The organism is Cytobacillus sp. FSL M8-0252 (genome assembly GCF_038007345.1).
Taxonomy (GTDB): domain Bacteria; phylum Bacillota; class Bacilli; order Bacillales; family Cytobacillaceae; genus Cytobacillus; species Cytobacillus kochii.
Genome location: NZ_JBBOWZ010000001.1, coordinates 99,966 through 119,040 on the forward strand (window position 1 = coordinate 99,966; position 19,075 = coordinate 119,040).

Below are 19,075 nucleotides of genomic sequence, written 5' to 3' on the forward strand. Positions count from 1 at the left end.
TTGACTTGATGTTAGACTGTTCGTTCAGTTTTGAGAGTGCAATCTCTTTGATATGATTAAATACTTTACCGTGAAGTTATGTGGGCCTATAGCTCAGCTGGTTAGAGCGCACGCCTGATAAGCGTGAGGTCGATGGTTCGAGTCCATTTAGGCCCACCATTTTAACTTTAATACGGGGCCTTAGCTCAGCTGGGAGAGCGCCTGCTTTGCACGCAGGAGGTCAGCGGTTCGATCCCGCTAGGCTCCACCAACAAATCGTTCTTTGAAAACTAGATAATGTAATGAAGAAGATTACCGAGTAATCGCCACCTTAGTTATTTTTTCTCTCTCTATATATTATAGATTGATTTAAGATACTAAACTTTTTTAATAAACACAACCGAGAGGGTTGTGAGAAGCAAGCAGTTCAAGGAAGCGAGCGAGGAAACACCGGAGTGTGCGTCTTGTGCACATGAGGATGTTGACGAGTGAGCTGACGCCGAAATGCGTAGCTTATCGCAAGCCGAACAATGGTTAAGTTAATAAGGGCGCACGGTGAATGCCTTGGCACTAGGAGCCGATGAAGGACGGGACTAACACCGATATGCTTCGGGGAGCTGTAAGTAAGCTTTGATCCGGAGATTTCCGAATGGGGAAACCCCCTATCCGTTATGGGATAGGATCCATACCTGAATACATAGGGTATGGAAGGCAGACCCGGGGAACTGAAACATCTAAGTACCCGGAGGAAGAGAAAGCAAACGCGATTCCCTGAGTAGCGGCGAGCGAAACGGGATTAGCCCAAACCAAGAGGCTTGCCTCTTGGGGTTGTAGGACATTCTATACGGAGTTACAAAGGAACGAGATAGACGAAGAGGTCTGGAAAGGCCCGCCATAGGAGGTAAAAGCCCTGTAGTTGAAACTTCGTTCCCTCCAGAGTGGATCCTGAGTACGGCGGGACACGAGAAATCCCGTCGGAAGCAGGGAGGACCATCTCCCAAGGCTAAATACTCCCTAGTGACCGATAGTGAACCAGTACCGTGAGGGAAAGGTGAAAAGCACCCCGGAAGGGGAGTGAAAGAGATCCTGAAACCGTGTGCCTACAAGTAGTTAGAGCCCGTTAATGGGTGATAGCGTGCCTTTTGTAGAATGAACCGGCGAGTTACGATTACATGCGAGGTTAAGTTGGACAGACGGAGCCGTAGCGAAAGCGAGTCTGAATAGGGCGAATGAGTATGTGGTCGTAGACCCGAAACCAGGTGATCTACCCATGTCCAGGGTGAAGTCCAGGTAACACTGGATGGAGGCCCGAACCCACGTACGTTGAAAAGTGCGGGGATGAGGTGTGGGTAGCGGAGAAATTCCAATCGAACTTGGAGATAGCTGGTTCTCTCCGAAATAGCTTTAGGGCTAGCCTCATGCGTAAGAATCTTGGAGGTAGAGCACTGTTTGGACTAGGGGCCCTCATCGGGTTACCGAATTCAGACAAACTCCGAATGCCAAAGATTTATCCATGGGAGTCAGACTGCGAGTGATAAGATCCGTAGTCAAGAGGGAAACAGCCCAGACCACCAGCTAAGGTCCCAAAGTATACGTTAAGTGGAAAAGGATGTGGAGTTGCTTAGACAACCAGGATGTTGGCTTAGAAGCAGCCACCATTTAAAGAGTGCGTAATAGCTCACTGGTCGAGTGACTCCGCGCCGAAAATGTACCGGGGCTAAACGTATCACCGAAGCTGTGGATTGAACATCGTTGATGTTCAGTGGTAGGAGAGCGTTCTAAGGGCGTTGAAGCTAGACCGTAAGGACTGGTGGAGCGCTTAGAAGTGAGAATGCCGGTATGAGTAGCGAAAGATGGGTGAGAATCCCATCCACCGAATGCCTAAGGTTTCCTGAGGAAGGCTCGTCCGCTCAGGGTTAGTCGGGACCTAAGCCGAGGCTGAAAAGCGTAGGCGATGGACAACAGGTTGATATTCCTGTACCACCGTATTCTGTTTGAGTGATGGGGGGACGCAGGAGGATAGGGTAAGCGCACTATTGGATGTGCGTCTAAGCAGTTAGAGGGACCATGAGGCAAATCCCATGGTCATATACCTTGAGCTGTGATAGCGAGGGAAATTTAGTACCGAAGTTCTTGATTCCACACTGCCAAGAAAAGCCTCTAGCGAGGAATAAGGTGCCCGTACCGCAAACCGACACAGGTAGGCGAGGAGAGAATCCTAAGGTGAGCGAGAGAACTCTCGTTAAGGAACTCGGCAAAATGACCCCGTAACTTCGGGAGAAGGGGTGCTCATTAGGGTGTTAAAGCCTTGATGAGCCGCAGTGAATAGGCCCAGGCGACTGTTTAGCAAAAACACAGGTCTCTGCGAAGCCGCAAGGCGAAGTATAGGGGCTGACGCCTGCCCGGTGCTGGAAGGTTAAGAGGAGAGGTTAGCTCACGCGAAGCTTTGAATCGAAGCCCCAGTAAACGGCGGCCGTAACTATAACGGTCCTAAGGTAGCGAAATTCCTTGTCGGGTAAGTTCCGACCCGCACGAAAGGCGTAACGATCTGGGCACTGTCTCAACGAGAGACTCGGTGAAATTATAGTACCTGTGAAGATGCAGGTTACCCGCGACAGGACGGAAAGACCCCGTGGAGCTTTACTGTAGCCTGATATTGAATTTTGGTACAGCTTGTACAGGATAGGTAGGAGCCTTAGAAGCCGGAGCGCTAGCTTCGGTGGAGGCGTCGGTGGGATACTACCCTGGCTGTATTGAAATTCTAACCCACATCCCTTATCGGGATGGGAGACAGTGTCAGGTGGGCAGTTTGACTGGGGCGGTCGCCTCCTAAAGAGTAACGGAGGCGCCCAAAGGTTCCCTCAGAATGGTTGGAAATCATTCGTAGAGTGTAAAGGCACAAGGGAGCTTGACTGCGAGACCTACAAGTCGAGCAGGGACGAAAGTCGGGCTTAGTGATCCGGTGGTTCCGCATGGAAGGGCCATCGCTCAACGGATAAAAGCTACCCCGGGGATAACAGGCTTATCTCCCCCAAGAGTCCACATCGACGGGGAGGTTTGGCACCTCGATGTCGGCTCATCGCATCCTGGGGCTGTAGTCGGTCCCAAGGGTTGGGCTGTTCGCCCATTAAAGCGGTACGCGAGCTGGGTTCAGAACGTCGTGAGACAGTTCGGTCCCTATCCGTCGTGGGCGCAGGAAATTTGAGAGGAGCTGTCCTTAGTACGAGAGGACCGGGATGGACGCACCGCTGGTGTACCAGTTGTCTTGCCAAAGGCATCGCTGGGTAGCTATGTGCGGAAGGGATAAGTGCTGAAAGCATCTAAGCATGAAGCCCCCCTCGAGATGAGATTTCCCATAGCGCAAGCTAGTAAGATCCCTGAAAGATGATCAGGTTGATAGGTTAGAGGTGGAAGTGTGGCGACACATGTAGCTGACTAATACTAATCGATCGAGGACTTAACCAATTCGAAATGCGGAGGCGCCTTGCCCAGGTGCGACAAGCATAAGACGAATTTGACAGGAGGTTGTTCTTTAACCTCATGACAAATTTGGCTTATGACCTCGAGCACCTAGGCGCCGCAGCTAGACAGCACTACGTAAGTAGTCGCGTCAGCAACGCATAGGCGATTACTCAATAAATATCTTCTTCAACATTACCTAGTTTTGAGGGAACGATTCCCTTACAATTTCATAGTCCGGTGGCGATAGCGAGAAGGTCACACCCGTTCCCATACCGAACACGGAAGTTAAGCTTCTCAGCGCCGATGGTAGTTAGGGGCTGTCCCCTTGTGAGAGTAGGACGTTGCCGGGCAAGATAAAAGAGCACATCATTTGTATGTGCTCTTTTTTGTCGTGCTATAATGAATTCGTTTATTTAAATGGACAAATAACATCTACACAATCTAAACATATTATAAATTTAATGAATGAACCTATATTTCATACGTTTGAGATTTAGAAAAAAAGGGGAAAATTAATAATACTACTTCGTTGCAACATTTCACACAAATCATGTATAATTTATGTCAAATATAGTCAAAGTCAGATAGGGGGAGGCCGGGTGAAAAATATATCAGATATTATTGAAAAATATCTTAAAGAAGTCTTGGAACTTAGCGAAAGGGAAATTGTTGAAATTAAGCGGAGCGAGATCGCTGATAAATTTCAATGTGTCCCATCTCAAATAAATTACGTCATAAATACTCGGTTTACAGTTGAAAAAGGCTATGCTGTCGAAAGTAAACGTGGCGGTGGTGGTTATATAAGAATCACCAAAGTGCAAGCTTATGATTATGTTGATTTAATTAATCAATTGATTAGGATTGTACGTGATCGTATTTCACAAAATAGTGCTGAAAATATTATAAACAGATTAGTTGAAGAAGAGATTATTACTACTCGAGAAGCGAAGATTATGTTAAGTGTCATTGACCGTTCAGTTCTTTACTTAGAGTTACCCTATAGGGATGAGTTAAGAGCAAGGATGCTTGTTGCGATGCTAAATACATTGAAATATAAGTAGGCTGTAAAGTATGGAGGGGTGAAACAGATGATATGCCAAGAATGTAATCAGAGACCTGCGACTCTACATTTTACAAAAATTATGAATGGCGAAAAGACTGAGTTCCATTTATGTGAAAAATGTGCCCAAGAACATGGGGATATGTTTATGTTAAATAATGGATCTGGATTTTCTATTAATAATCTATTGAGCGGATTATTTAATATAGATACAAGTTATGCAAATAACCAAGCTCAGTTAAATAAACAAGCGCAGGTAGTACAGTGTGAGCAATGCTCGATGACCTTTCCTCAATTTGTTAAAGTCGGGAAATTCGGATGTGCCCACTGTTATGAATCTTTCCGAGCACAGTTAAAGCCAATTATTAAAAGGCTTCATAGTGGTAATTGGAATCATAATGGAAAAATCCCTACAAGAATGGGTGGAGATATCCATTTGAAAAAGCAAATTGAGGATTTAAAAATAAACTTGAAAGAACTTATAACTAAAGAGGAATTTGAGAAAGCAGCAGAGACAAGAGATGCAATACGTCAATTGGAAAAAGAAATGAAAAACCATCTAGAGGGAGGGGAATGAACTTGTCTTTAGAAAGGTTTATCAATCAGGCTGTCAGCTCTTGGATGAGTGCAGAAGGTCCTGATTCTGATATCGTACTTAGTTCTAGAATTCGTTTAGCTCGCAATATTAAACAGGTTAATTTTCCAACAATCTTTTCCCATGATGAAGCTAAACGTGTGATAGAGATCATTAAAGCAAGAATGGAAAAATCGACTTTTGATACTTATGGTGACTTTTCGTTATTGCAAATGGATGATTTACAACCATTGCAAAAAAGGGTGCTGATGGAAAAACATTTGATTAGTCCTCATTTAGCAGAAAACGCTAGTCATGGTGCCTGCCTACTTACTGAAAATGAAGAGGTTAGCATTATGTTGAATGAAGAAGATCATATACGTATACAGTGTTTATTTCCAGGCTTCCAATTATCAGAAGCATTAGAAGTTGCAAACCAAATTGATGATTGGTTAGAAACTGAGATTGATTATGCATATGATGAACAGGTAGGGTATTTAACTAGTTGCCCAACGAATGTCGGTACAGGTCTCAGAGCATCTGTCATGATGCATTTACCAGGATTAGTATTAACTCATCAAATGAATAGAATCATTCCAGCAATTAACCAACTTGGATTAGTTGTTAGAGGAATTTATGGAGAAGGTAGCGAAGCATTAGGTAATATCTTTCAAGTTTCTAACCAAATCACATTAGGGAAATCAGAAGAAGATATTGCTGAGGATTTAAAAAGTGTTGTGGAGCAATTAATTTCGCAGGAAAGGTCAGCAAGAGAAGCATTAGCGAAAACCTCTAACATACAATTAGAAGATAGAGTCTTCAGATCCTATGGTATTTTATCTAATAGCCGAATCATTGAATCAAAAGAAGCGGCTAGATGTTTATCGGATGTTCGCCTTGGAATAGACATGGACTATATACAAGGCATATCAAAAAATATATTAAATGAATTAATGGTTTTAACGCAACCAGGATTTTTACAGCAATATGCTGGAGGCCCATTACGACCGTTTGAACGGGATATTCGTAGAGCTTCTCTTATTCGAGAAAGATTAAAAATGGAAGATCAAGAGTTGGGAGGATGATGATAGATGATGTTTGGACGTTTTACTGAGAGAGCACAAAAAGTATTAGCATTAGCACAGGAAGAAGCCATTCGCTTAGGACATAACAATATTGGGACTGAGCATATACTTCTAGGGTTAGTAAGTGAAGGTGAAGGAATTGCCGCTAAAGCACTTTATGCCTTAGGTCTAGGTTCAGAAAAAATTCAAACGGAAGTTGAAAATCTAATAGGTAGAGGGCAAGAGGCCTCCCAAACACCGCATTATACACCAAGAGCAAAAAAAGTAATTGAATTATCAATGGATGAAGCAAGAAAATTGGGCCATTCCTATGTGGGAACTGAGCACATTTTACTTGGTTTAATTAGAGAAGGTGAGGGTGTAGCTGCAAGAGTACTTAATAACCTTGGCGTAAGTTTAAATAAGGCAAGACAGCAAGTACTACAATTACTTGGTAGTAGCGAGTCTAACGGGCATCAAGGCAGCTCTTCAGCCAATGCAAATACACCAACACTAGATGGTTTAGCGAGAGATTTAACTGCCATTGCACGTGAAGGAAGCTTAGATCCAGTTATTGGACGTAGTAAAGAGATTCAACGTGTAATTGAAGTATTAAGCAGAAGAACAAAAAATAACCCCGTATTAATTGGAGAACCTGGTGTGGGTAAGACTGCGATAGCAGAAGGCCTAGCTCAACAGATCATAAATAATGAAGTGCCGGAGACGCTACGTGATAAACGTGTAATGACTTTAGATATGGGTACGGTAGTTGCAGGTACTAAATACCGTGGTGAATTTGAGGATCGCTTGAAGAAAGTGATGGACGAAATTCGTCAGGCGGGCAACATTATTTTGTTCATCGATGAATTGCATACATTAATTGGTGCTGGTGGAGCAGAAGGTGCGATTGATGCATCAAATATTCTAAAGCCATCACTTGCGCGTGGAGAGCTACAGTGTATTGGAGCGACGACGCTAGATGAGTATCGCAAATATATTGAGAAGGATGCAGCGCTTGAGCGTAGGTTCCAACCAATTACGGTTGATGAGCCGACTGCAGATGAGTCCGTACAAATTTTAAAAGGACTACGTGACCGTTATGAAGCCCATCACCGTGTGACAATTACGGATCAAGCCATCGATGCGGCAGTTAAATTATCAGATCGTTATATCTCTGATCGTTTCTTACCAGATAAAGCGATTGATTTAATTGATGAAGCAGGCTCAAAAGTTCGCCTACGTTCTTATACAACGCCTCCGAATCTCAAGGAGTTAGAAGTTAAATTAGAAGATGTAAGAAAAGAAAAGGATGCAGCTGTTCAAAGTCAAGAGTTTGAGAAAGCAGCATCTTTAAGAGACAATGAACAAAGATTAAGAGAAAAGTTAGAAGAAACTAAGAAAACATGGAAAGAAAAGCAAGGGAAAGAAAATAGTGAAGTGACGGTAGAGGATATTGCCAATGTCGTTTCTAACTGGACAGGAATTCCAGTTACTAAATTGGCACAAACTGAGACCGACAAACTATTGAATTTAGAAGAAATCTTACATTCGCGCGTAATTGGCCAAGAGGAAGCAGTAAAGGCGATCTCTAAAGCAGTTAGACGGGCAAGAGCCGGTCTTAAAGATCCGAAGAGACCAATTGGTTCTTTCGTTTTCCTAGGGCCAACAGGTGTGGGTAAGACAGAACTTGCTCGTGCCTTAGCTGAAGCGATGTTCGGTGATGAGGAAGCGATGATTCGCATCGATATGTCTGAGTATATGGAGAAACACTCCACATCTAGATTAGTTGGTTCACCTCCAGGTTATGTTGGATTTGAAGAAGGAGGCCAATTAACTGAGAAAGTACGTAGAAAACCGTATTCAGTTGTTTTATTAGATGAAATTGAGAAAGCCCATCCGGATGTATTTAACATTCTTCTGCAAGTCTTGGAAGATGGACGGTTAACAGATTCTAAAGGACGTACAGTCGATTTCCGAAACACGGTGCTTATCATGACGTCAAATGTTGGTGCCGAAGCACTTAAGCGTAATAAATATGTAGGCTTCAATATTCAAGATGATGAGCATGATTACAAAGATATGAAAGGTAAGGTTATGGAGGAATTGAAAAAGGCCTTCAGACCTGAATTCTTAAACCGTATCGATGAGATTATTGTCTTCCATGCATTAGAAAGAAAGCATCTGCAAGAGATTGTTACACTCATGTCCGATGCCTTAACGAACCGTTTAAAAGAACAGGATATTACATTATCCCTATCTGAATCTGCTAAGGTAAAAATCTCAGAAGAAGGCTACGATCCAGAGTATGGTGCAAGACCGCTTAGAAGAGCGATCCAAAAGCATATTGAAGATCGCTTATCTGAGGAATTATTAAGAGGAAAAGTGCTTACTGGTCAAGAAGTAGTAATCGATGTTGAGGAAGGCGAATTTGTCGTAAAAACAGCCGAACCAACTGGCACTGCCCAAAAATAATGAAATGTTAGAGAGAAGGTACACGCTAATCAATAGTGTGTACCTTTTTTGATAACAACAAATTTTCTTCCAATTATATGTTAACCTTTGAATACAAACGATTCCATTGATATAGTAAGAAATATAAATGTGTTGTACGAAAGAGAAGGAGAATGAAGATTGGCGAAAAGAAAATCAAAATTCATATGTCAAGAATGTGGTTATGAATCGGCAAAGTGGATGGGGAAATGTCCCGGATGCGGTGTATGGAATAAAATGACGGAAGAGATAGAGAAACCTGCTAACTCGAGAAGAGGGGCTTTTGCACATACACAAGAGACAACGATTAGAGCAAAAGCGACTCCGATTCCAAAAATTGAAACAGTCAATGAGCCACGTATTTATACGGAAATGAAAGAGTTAAATCGAGTCCTTGGTGGTGGGGTTGTTAGAGGATCTCTCGTTTTAATAGGTGGAGATCCTGGGATTGGAAAATCAACACTACTGTTGCAAGTTTCTTCACAATTATCTAATAAACAGCATTCTGTACTTTATATTTCTGGAGAAGAGTCGATAAGACAAACGAAGCTACGAGCTGACAGATTAAATATTTCATCAGAACATCTACTTGTTTATGCAGAGACAAGCTTAGAAGAGATTAGTCAAACGATTGATGAGGTGAAGCCGGAGTTTGTTATTATTGACTCCATTCAAACTATTTATCACCCGGAAGTGACCTCGGCCCCTGGTAGTGTTTCACAGGTAAGAGAGTGTACGGCTGAGCTTATGAGAATCGGGAAAACGAAAGGGATTGCGATCTTTATTGTTGGACATGTAACGAAAGAAGGATCGATCGCCGGTCCTAGGTTGCTGGAACATATGGTGGATACGGTGCTTTATTTTGAAGGGGAAAGGCATCACACGTATCGAATTTTAAGAGCAGTCAAAAACCGATTTGGTTCTACGAATGAAATGGGTATATTTGAAATGAAAGAATTAGGTTTAGAAGAAGTGGCAAACCCTTCAGAGATTTTTTTAGAAGAACGATCACAAGGAGCAGCGGGTTCAACTGTTGTGGCTTCAATGGAAGGAACTCGGCCCGTTCTTGTAGAAATACAAGCATTAATATCCCCTACGAGTTTTGGTAACCCAAGAAGGATGGCAACAGGGATTGATCATAACCGTGTGCCGCTATTAATGGCGGTATTAGAGAAACGGGTCGGTATGTTGTTACAAAATCAAGATGCGTATTTGAAGGTTGCTGGAGGGGTAAAACTAGATGAGCCAGCAATTGATTTGGCGGTTGCAGTTAGTATCGCATCAAGCTTTCGAGATAAGCCAACAAGAGCAACAGATTGCATTATCGGTGAGGTGGGCCTCACTGGAGAAATAAGAAGAGTTTCAAGAATTGAACAGCGAGTCCAGGAGGCTGCGAAACTAGGATTTGAGCGTATTATTTTACCAGCGAATAATTTGAGCGGCTGGACAGGTCCTAAAAATGTTCAATTGATTGGCGTTCACTCGGTTAGTGAAGCACTTGAAGCTGCATTAGGAGGGTAAGCATATGGATTCAAAGAAACAAAGTGAAATTACAATCAGCGAATTATTGAAATTTTTAGCACCAGGGACACCCCTACGTGCAGGTATAGATAATGTATTAAGAGCAAACACGGGTGGGCTAATTGTTCTTTGTTCTAAGGAGCAGATTGCCAGTTTAGTGGATGGGGGCTTCCAAATTAATTGCCCTTTTTCGCCAAACTATTTATATGAGCTAGCGAAGATGGATGGGGCGATTATTCTCAATCAAGAAGGAAATAAAATCCTTATTGCCAACGCCCAACTCGCACCAGATTCGAGTATTCCTTCCTCTGAGACAGGGATGCGACATCGGACAGCAGAACGGGTGGCGAAACAAACAGGTGCGCTTGTTATTGCTGTTTCACAACGCCGTAATGTCATTACTTTATATAAAGGGGCTTCTCGTTATTCACTAAAGGATATTGGCGTTATATTAACAAAGGCTAATGTGGCAGTCACAACATTAGAGAAATATAAAGTTGTTCTTGAGCAAAGTATATCGAATTTAGGTATTCTCGAATTTGAAGAACAGGTGACCTATAATGATGTGTTAAATGTTATGCATAATATAGAAATGCTGTTAAGAATTAAAAATGAGTTACTAACTTATTTAAGCGAGTTAGGGACAGAAGGACGTCTCATTCGTTTACAAATGAATGAGTTATTGATTGAAATGGAAAGAGAATCAGAATTCGTTATTATGGATTATGCTAATGATCGTGATATTAGGGCAAAGGAAGCGCTTCAAAAGCTTCAAGAGTTATCAAAAGGTGAGACTTTAGAAGACTCAGTTATCATGAAATTACTAGGCTTTCATGGCTATATTCATACCGAAGAAGTCATTCATCCTAGAGGGATTCGGGTGCTGCATAAGGTGCCGCGATTACCACCTATTATTATTGATAACCTCGTTGATCGCTTTGAGGAACTGAGGTATATAGCGGCAGCTTCTATTGAAGAATTAGATGAGGTAGAAGGTATAGGAGAGGTACGGGCTAGGAAGATTGACGAAGGCCTCAAGCTTATACAAGACCAATTTTTTTCTGACCGACATTTATAAATACCATTGAACTACTATTCACCTCATGATAGAATAGGTAGTTTATCATTTGACATTCCCTTACTTACGGTGCTAGTCTAAGAGTATTCATAACCGTTTGATCTATCCTTTTATTTAGTTTACTGCAATAATTTTTTGTTTATAATATAAAATTTTCCAATATTGTGCGTTTTTTATTTTTGGAATTTGTTAATAATGAATAAAAGGAGGTGAGGGAATGTTAAAGAGAATTGTACAAGTCTGTTTCCTTATATTTGGGATCACATTAGGAATCTTTGTGATACCAGAATTACTAATTTTAGTCAGTTTAGATGACATTCCATTATTAAATAATCCTTATGTTTCCGCCATTTTAGGAGCTATTATTTTCTATCTTTTAACATTTTGGGCGGTTGACCATGTTGTCAATTTCATTAAATGGACAGAAGAATCGATTGTAAAGGTGCCAATTACCGATATTATATTTGGTAGTGTTGGACTGGTGTTTGGTCTTGTTGTCGCGTTTTTACTTGGTTATGGATTGTCGACACTCGAGATACCGGTATTAAATACTGTTGCTCCTATCGTCTTAACACTGTTATTTGGATATTTAGGTTTTCAAGTTGGATTTAAAAAACGAGATGAATTACTCAATCTTTTTACAAACAAAAAGAAAAAGTTAACTGAAGAAGAAGATAGTCAATCTGATGTGAATAAGCTTAAAATATTGGATACAAGTGTTATTATCGATGGTCGAGTAGCTGATATTTGTCAAACAGGGTTTTTAGAAGGAACAATTGTTATTCCTCGTTTTGTCTTAGAAGAATTACAGCATATTGCCGATTCTTCTGATGTGTTAAAAAGAAATCGGGGCCGCCGCGGTTTAGACATTCTCAACCGTATTCAAAGTGAGCTATCTATAAAGGTAGAAATTTACGAAGGTAATTTTGAAGAAATACAAGAAGTGGATAGTAAGCTAGTGAAATTAGCGAAATTAACTAACGGTGTGGTTGTAACCAATGATTTCAACCTGAATAAGGTATGCGAGCTACAGAAAGTCGCAGTTCTAAATATTAATGATCTGGCGAATGCTGTGAAGCCGGTTGTGCTTCCGGGAGAAGAAATGAAAGTTCAGGTCATTAAGGACGGAAAAGAACAAAATCAAGGGATTGCCTACTTAGACGATGGCACAATGATTGTCGTAGAAGAAGGTAGAAATTATATTGGCAAGCATATTGATGTAGTAGTGACAAGTGTATTGCAAACATCTGCGGGTAGAATGATTTTCGCTAAACCAAAACTTTTAGAAAAAGCATTATAATTATAGTATAGAAGAAGCAGAAGAGGGGGCCGTAAATTGGCTCTTTTCTTCCGCTTTTTATGCTGATTAAGGGAGTTAAAAGAAAATATGGGGTATAGAGTCGTCATCCCTGCAGCGGGGCAAGGGAAGAGAATGGGTGCTTCAAAAAATAAACTGTTGCTAGAACTAAGAGGGATACCTATTTTTATACATACATTGCGCGTTTTCCAACGAGACTCCGCGTGTGAAGGGATTTATTTAGCTATTAATCCTGCTGAGGAAAAAGAGATACGTGCGTTAATTGCTAAGCATGGGGTGGATAAGGTAAGGGCGTATATCGGTGGTGGACAGGAAAGGCAGCATAGCATTAGTCATGTGATTCGTGCGTTAACAGGTGAAGGGATTGTGTTGGTACATGATGCCGCTCGACCTTTTGTTGAACAAGAGCATATCGATCAACTTGTATCTCAAGCTCAGTTCAATGATGGCGCCATTTTAGCCGTTCCCGTGAAAGATACGATAAAAAAGGGACGTGATGGATTAGTCGAGGGAACAATTGATCGAACGAGTCTATGGTCTGTGCAAACCCCTCAAGCTTTTAAGCTTAGTATTTTACAAGCGGCATATGAGAAAGCGCAAAAGGACCAATTTGTAGGGACTGATGATGCAAGCTTGGTGGAGAGAGTACATAATAAGATTGCTTTTGTACAAGGGAATTACGATAATATAAAACTAACAACGCCTGAGGACCTATATTTTGCTGAGGCGATTTTAAATAAAAGAGATGACTTTATCTAAAGGAGAAGATAATATGTTTCGCATTGGTCAAGGATTTGATGTACATCAATTAGTTGAAGGACGACCACTGATTATGGGTGGGGTTACGATTCCATATGAATTAGGATTACTTGGACATTCAGATGCGGATGTTTTATTACATACAGTGTCAGATGCCTGTTTAGGTGCAATTGGTGAAGGTGATATTGGTAAGCACTTCCCTGATACAGACCCAGACTTTAAAGATGCGGATTCAGCTAAACTGATGCAACATGTGTGGCAATTGGTAAAAGAAAAGGGTTATGAACTTGTGAATGCTGACTGTACTATTATTGCTCAAAAACCAAAAATGGCTCCTTATATTCCTGCTATAAGAGAAAGAATAGCGGAATTGTTAGAATCAGAAGTAGAGAACATTAACGTGAAAGCCACGACAACGGAAAAACTAGGATTTACAGGCAGAGGCGAAGGAATTGCTGCTCAAGTGGTTGTGTTGTTGAAGAAAAGTGCCTAGTCGGTTATTTCCGGACTTTGACAACTTACAGTAGGATGATAAAATAAAGGGTGCTATTCATATTCAATTTTTGATAAAAAAGATGGATCGTCAGGTGGCTTATATAGCAATCAGCGGTTTTTCGAAATAGAACTGATTTTGAAGGAGGATCATCATGTCAAGTGATATTCGTGTACGCTATGCACCAAGTCCAACGGGACATTTACATATTGGTAATGCGCGTACAGCTTTGTTTAATTATTTATTTGCTCGTAGTAAAAATGGTAAATTCATCATTCGTATAGAAGATACAGATAAAAAACGTAATATTGAGGGCGGAGAAGAGAGTCAATTAAAATACTTACAATGGCTTGGCATAGACTGGGATGAAAGTATCGATAAAGATGGTGGATACGGCCCGTACCGTCAATCAGAAAGAAACGAAATTTACAAAAAGTATTATCAACAGTTACTTGATAGCGGACAAGCTTATAAGTGTTATTGTACGGAAGAAGAGTTAGAAGCTGAACGTGAGGCGCAAATGGCTAAAGGTGAAATGCCGATATACTCAGGAAAGTGCAGACATTTATCAGATGATGATCGCCAACAACTCGAAGCTGAAGGAAGAAAACCAAGTATTCGTTTTCTTGTCCCACAAGGAAAAGTGTATGCATTCAATGATATGGTTAAAGGAGAAGTGTCATTTGAGTCAGATGGCATTGGTGATCATGTAATTGTTAAAAAAGACGGGACACCGACATATAATTTTGCTGTAGCCATAGATGATTATTTAATGAAAATCTCTCATGTATTACGTGGAGATGATCATATTTCAAATACACCTAAACAAATTATGATTTATGAGGCACTTGGCTTCCAAGTACCTGTATTTGGTCATATGACGCTAATAGTGAATGAAAGTCGTAAAAAATTAAGTAAACGTGATGAGTCAATCATTCAATTCATTGAACAATACGAAGAGCTAGGTTACTTGCCTGAAGCCTTGTTTAACTTTATCGCTTTACTTGGTTGGTCTCCGAGTGGAGAGGAAGAATTATTCTCCAAAGAAGAGCTAATTGAAATCTTTGATGAGTCAAGGTTATCTAAGTCACCTGCTTTATTTGATATGCAGAAGCTTGCTCATATTAATGCGCAGTACATGAAAAAGTTAGATGGTGACCAGTTACTTGATTTAACGTTACCTCATTTTAAAAAAGCAGGCAAAGTAGGAGATAATCCTTCTGGCGATGAGTTACAATGGTTAAAGAAATTAGTGTTGTTGCTACAAGAGAAAATGAGTTATGGTGCGCAAGTAATTGAACTAAGTGAATTATTCTTTGTTCAGGATATCGAAGTTGAACCAGAAGCAAGCGAAGTTTTAGCTGAAGAGCAAGTACCGGAAGTGTTGACTGCTTTCTTACATGAAGTAGAGGCGCTTGAGGTATTTGAAGCTGATCAAATAAAGGCGGCAATGAAGTCAGTACAGAAAGCGACAGGACATAAAGGGAAAAAATTATTTATGCCGATTCGCTCAGCAACAACGGGGCAGACACATGGCCCAGACCTACCGAAAGCAATGGAGTTATTAGGTAGGGAAACTGTAAAAATTCGCCTACAGCGTATTTTAGGTTAACATATCGGTAAAAATATAATATAGTATAGAATATTAACGTATAAATCTTTAGAAAATCATTATAGATGCTAAATCATTGAAGAGGAAAAGTAAGAGTAATGACTGTTTATTAGAGAGAACCATCATCGGCTGAAAGTGGTTTAAACCTCTCATTCTCTGAAGTGCCCCTCTGAGTCCTGTTTCGAACCTTTATAGTAGAAATAGGCGGTTACCTTCCCGTTAACGAGGCAGAGTTGGAGCTTTTATTATATGAAAGCTTAAACAGAGTGGAACCGCGTGTAAACGTCTCTGTCTATTTTAGACAGGGGCGTTTTTTATTTATAGATATGTTATTTGTTTTCTGGTGATAAGGACCCACCCAAAGAGAGAGTGTAATCACTGTTACTTTTGTTGTTTTTATTATACGAGAAAAATGCTATTTAAAGACTGGAGGGAGAGAGCATGTTTAAAAGAATGAAGGAAGATATAGATGTTGTGTTTGAACAGGATCCTGCCGCAAGAAGTGTTTTTGAAGTAGTGTTAACCTACTCAGGATTACATGCGATTTGGAATCATCGCATTGCACACAGTCTTTATAAAAATAAATTTTTCTTCCTTGCAAGGTTGGTTTCACAAATTAGTCGTTTTTTTACTGGGATAGAAATACACCCTGGGGCGAAAATAGGCCGTCGATTTTTTATTGATCACGGGATGGGTGTTGTTATTGGCGAGACATGCGAGATTGGAGATAATGTTACTGTCTATCAAGGTGTAACACTTGGGGGGACAGGGAAAGAAAAAGGCAAGAGACATCCAACGATTAAGGATAATGCTCTTATTGCTACAGGGGCAAAAGTGCTTGGATCCATTACAATTGGGGAAAACTCAAAAATAGGTGCCGGCTCAGTTGTTTTACATGAAGTGCCACCTAATTCAACGGTTGTTGGTATACCTGGTAAGGTAAAAATCCAAGATGGCGTCAAAGTAACGAAAGATTTAAATCATACAGACTTACCAGATCCCATTTCTGATCGCTTTAAAGAGCTAGAAAATGAGTTAGAGCGTGTGAAAAAAGAGTTTGAACAACTGAAAGCTGAAAGGAGCCACTCATAAATGGCGATTCAATTATATAATACGTTAACAAGAAAAAAAGAGCCGTTTATCCCGTTAGAAGAGGGTAAAGTAAAGATGTATGTTTGCGGACCTACTGTATACAATTATATTCATATAGGAAATGCTCGCCCTGCAATTGTGTTCGATACAGTGAGGAGATATTTGGAGTATCGCGGATATGATGTGAATTTTGTGTCAAATTTCACAGATGTCGATGATAAATTAATCCGCACGGCCAAAGAACTAGGTGAAGACGTGCCGGAAATTGCGGAGAGATTTATTGAAGCGTATTTTGAAGATGTATCGGCATTAGGTTGCAAAAAAGCAGACACACACCCGAGAGTAACGGAAAATATGGATACGATTATTGATTTTATCCAAGCGCTGATTGATAAAGGTTTTGCCTATGAATCAGAAGGAGATGTGTACTACCATACACGAAAGTTTGAAGAGTATGGAAAGCTTTCTCATCAATCGATTGATGAGTTAAAGTTAGGCAATCGAATTGCTGTTGGTGAGAAGAAGAAAGACGCACTTGATTTCGTCCTTTGGAAAGCGGCGAAGGAAGGTGAGATTAAATGGGATAGTCCTTGGGGGGCAGGTCGCCCAGGGTGGCATATTGAATGCTCCGCTATGGCTCGTAAATATCTAGGTGACACGATTGATATTCATGCTGGAGGACAAGATTTATCATTTCCTCACCATGAGAATGAAATAGCACAGTCAGAGGCAGTGACAGGTAAAACTTTCGCTCGTTACTGGATGCATAATGGCTATATTAATATTGATAACGAAAAAATGTCTAAATCACTCGGTAATTTCGTCTTGGTACACGATATTATTAAGAAGCACAATCCGCAAGTGTTAAGGTTCTTCATGTTAGCAGTGCATTATCGTAATCAAATTAACTATAATGAAGGATTGCTGGAAAATACAAAAGCGGGTTATGAGCGTATTAAAGCATCGTATGAGAATTTAAAGCATCGTAAAGAGGCGAGTAGTGAGTTAACAGAAAATAACCAAGAATGGTTAGAGAAAATTGGTGATTTACAAAAGCAATTCATCACAGATATGGATGATGATTTTAACACGGCGAATGCCATCTCTGTTGTATTTGAATTATCAAAACAAGCGAATTATTATTTGATGGAAAAGAATACGTCCACTGCTGTAATCGATGCATTTATGACTCAATTCGAGGATTTCTTCGGTGTGCTTGGACTATCATTAGAGGATGAGCTACAGCTGTTAGATGAGGAAGTGGATCAATTGATAGCCGATCGGATTCAAGCAAGAAAAGATCGCAATTTCCAATTAGCTGATCAAATTCGTGATCAATTAAAAGAAATGAATATTATTCTTGAGGATACAGCTCAAGGAACAAGATGGAAAAGAGGATAAGAGTGATGCTTTCATACGAAGAAAATCTTAATCCTAAACAATTAAACAGTCTCGCCCTTGCTTATATGGGCGATGCTGTTTATGAACAATACGTACGTCAGGACTTATTACAAAAAGGTAATATAAGGCCACATCAGTTGCATAAGGCAGCAACGAAATATGTATCTGCTAAAGCACAATCAAAAGTGATTCATGCATTTTTGGACGAGGGCGTTTTATCAGAAGAAGAAGAGGCGGTAGTAAGACGGGGGAGAAATGCTAAATCTGGCACCATTCCGAAAAACACCGATGTACAAACTTATCGTTATAGTACTGCATTCGAAGCATTGATAGGTTTCTTATATTTATCTAAACGAGTAGAGCGGTTAGAAGAGTTAGTAGTAAAAGCATTTAAGTGGACTGAGGATAGGAAGGAGGAGAGCAAGAAATGAGTCATGATTTCATTATTGGTAAAAACGCTGTAATCGAGGCACTTAAGTCAGAGCGTGATATGAATAAAATTATGGTTGCGGAAGGCTCTCAAAAAGGGCAAATGCAGCAAGTGGTTGGAATGGCGAAGGAAGCGGGTGTGCTGGTTCAATTTGTTCCGAAAAAGAAATTGGATCAAATGGAGCTAGGGAATCATCAAGGTGTGGTTGCTCAAGTGGCTGCCTATCAATATGCCGAGTTAGATGACCTATTTAAAAAAGCAGAAAACAGTGGACAAGCTCCATTCTTTCTTCTATTGGACGAGATTGAAGATCCTCATAATCTAGGCTCGATTATGAGAACAGCTGATGCTGTAGGTGCGCATGGGATTATTATTCCAAAGAGGCGTGCGGTTGGTTTAACAGCAACAGTTGCTAAAGCTTCAACGGGAGCGATTGAACATATCCCTGTTGCTCGTGTAACGAACTTAGCAAGAACGATTGATGAATTAAAAGAACGAGGCGTTTGGATTGCGGGTACAGATGCAAGCGGTAAACAGGATTATCGCCAATTGGATGGAGTGATGCCCATCGGATTAGTCATTGGTAGTGAAGGGAAAGGAATGGGAAGACTGATTAGAGATAAATGTGATTTTCTTATCAGCTTACCAATGGCTGGAAAAGTAACATCTTTAAATGCTTCAGTCGCTGCTGCTTTGTTGATGTATGAAGTCTACCGCAAACGCTCTCCGATTGAGCGATAAT

Annotated in this window: 14 protein-coding genes, 2 tRNA genes, 2 rRNA genes and 1 other annotated feature; all 18 genes read left to right on the forward strand. The window is 40.8% G+C overall.

Annotated features, from left to right (window positions below; all coding sequences use genetic code 11):
- The first annotated feature begins 82 nt into the window (after positions 1–82).
- A tRNA-Ile gene (locus MKX83_RS00520) sits at positions 83–159 on the forward strand.
- Positions 160–174: 15 nt separating this feature from the next.
- A tRNA-Ala gene (locus MKX83_RS00525) sits at positions 175–250 on the forward strand.
- 261 nt (positions 251–511) lie between these two features.
- Positions 512–3,444: ribosomal RNA gene (locus MKX83_RS00530) — 23S ribosomal RNA — on the forward strand.
- Positions 3,445–3,674: 230 nt separating this feature from the next.
- Positions 3,675–3,791, forward strand: a 5S ribosomal RNA gene (gene rrf / locus MKX83_RS00535).
- A 249-nt stretch (positions 3,792–4,040) separates the two neighbouring features.
- The gene (locus tag MKX83_RS00540) at positions 4,041–4,502 is read left to right on the forward strand and encodes a CtsR family transcriptional regulator (protein ID WP_095371254.1); all 462 of its coding nucleotides are present in this window, start codon (positions 4,041–4,043) and stop codon (positions 4,500–4,502) included.
- Between the two features lie 27 nt (positions 4,503–4,529).
- Complete coding sequence (locus tag MKX83_RS00545; protein ID WP_341053549.1) at positions 4,530–5,078, forward strand: hypothetical protein; 549 nt, start codon at positions 4,530–4,532, stop codon at positions 5,076–5,078.
- Between the two features lie 2 nt (positions 5,079–5,080).
- The gene (locus MKX83_RS00550) at positions 5,081–6,160 is read left to right on the forward strand and encodes a protein arginine kinase (protein ID WP_095371252.1); all 1,080 of its coding nucleotides are present in this window, start codon (positions 5,081–5,083) and stop codon (positions 6,158–6,160) included.
- Between the two features lie 6 nt (positions 6,161–6,166).
- The gene (gene clpC, locus MKX83_RS00555; RefSeq protein ID WP_328200188.1) at positions 6,167–8,611 is read left to right on the forward strand and encodes an ATP-dependent protease ATP-binding subunit ClpC; all 2,445 of its coding nucleotides are present in this window, start codon (positions 6,167–6,169) and stop codon (positions 8,609–8,611) included.
- 159 nt (positions 8,612–8,770) lie between these two features.
- Positions 8,771–10,150 carry a DNA repair protein RadA gene (radA, locus tag MKX83_RS00560; protein ID WP_095371250.1) on the forward strand — a complete coding sequence of 460 codons (1,380 nt, stop codon included), beginning with the start codon at positions 8,771–8,773 and terminating at the stop codon, positions 10,148–10,150.
- A 4-nt stretch (positions 10,151–10,154) separates the two neighbouring features.
- Complete coding sequence (gene disA, locus MKX83_RS00565) at positions 10,155–11,228, forward strand: DNA integrity scanning diadenylate cyclase DisA (protein ID WP_095371249.1); 1,074 nt, start codon at positions 10,155–10,157, stop codon at positions 11,226–11,228.
- 217 nt (positions 11,229–11,445) lie between these two features.
- A complete protein-coding gene (locus tag MKX83_RS00570) occupies positions 11,446–12,528 on the forward strand; it encodes a PIN/TRAM domain-containing protein (protein WP_095371248.1) in 1,083 nt (360 codons plus the stop codon).
- An 87-nt stretch (positions 12,529–12,615) separates the two neighbouring features.
- Entirely contained in the window at positions 12,616–13,305 is a 690-nt protein-coding gene (gene ispD, locus MKX83_RS00575) for a 2-C-methyl-D-erythritol 4-phosphate cytidylyltransferase (RefSeq protein ID WP_341053552.1), read from the forward strand.
- A 13-nt stretch (positions 13,306–13,318) separates the two neighbouring features.
- Positions 13,319–13,798: a 2-C-methyl-D-erythritol 2,4-cyclodiphosphate synthase gene (ispF, locus tag MKX83_RS00580; RefSeq protein ID WP_095371246.1), complete on the forward strand. Its 480-nt coding sequence runs from the start codon at positions 13,319–13,321 to the stop codon at positions 13,796–13,798.
- Between the two features lie 154 nt (positions 13,799–13,952).
- A complete protein-coding gene (gene gltX, locus MKX83_RS00585; protein ID WP_095371245.1) occupies positions 13,953–15,410 on the forward strand; it encodes a glutamate--tRNA ligase in 1,458 nt (485 codons plus the stop codon).
- A 67-nt stretch (positions 15,411–15,477) separates the two neighbouring features.
- Positions 15,478–15,703: a binding site (T-box leader), on the forward strand.
- A gap of 148 nt (positions 15,704–15,851) precedes the next feature.
- Positions 15,852–16,502 carry a serine O-acetyltransferase gene (cysE, locus tag MKX83_RS00590; RefSeq protein WP_095371244.1) on the forward strand — a complete coding sequence of 217 codons (651 nt, stop codon included), beginning with the start codon at positions 15,852–15,854 and terminating at the stop codon, positions 16,500–16,502.
- Positions 16,503–17,903, forward strand: a complete 1,401-nt coding sequence (gene cysS / locus MKX83_RS00595; RefSeq protein ID WP_341053554.1) for a cysteine--tRNA ligase — start codon at positions 16,503–16,505, stop codon at positions 17,901–17,903.
- 5 nt (positions 17,904–17,908) lie between these two features.
- Entirely contained in the window at positions 17,909–18,334 is a 426-nt protein-coding gene (locus MKX83_RS00600) for a Mini-ribonuclease 3 (RefSeq protein ID WP_095373563.1), read from the forward strand.
- Entirely contained in the window at positions 18,331–19,074 is a 744-nt protein-coding gene (gene rlmB, locus MKX83_RS00605; protein ID WP_095371242.1) for a 23S rRNA (guanosine(2251)-2'-O)-methyltransferase RlmB, read from the forward strand. Before MKX83_RS00600 ends, rlmB begins: the two co-directional genes overlap by 4 nt.
- The last annotated feature ends 1 nt before the right edge of the window (position 19,075 follow it).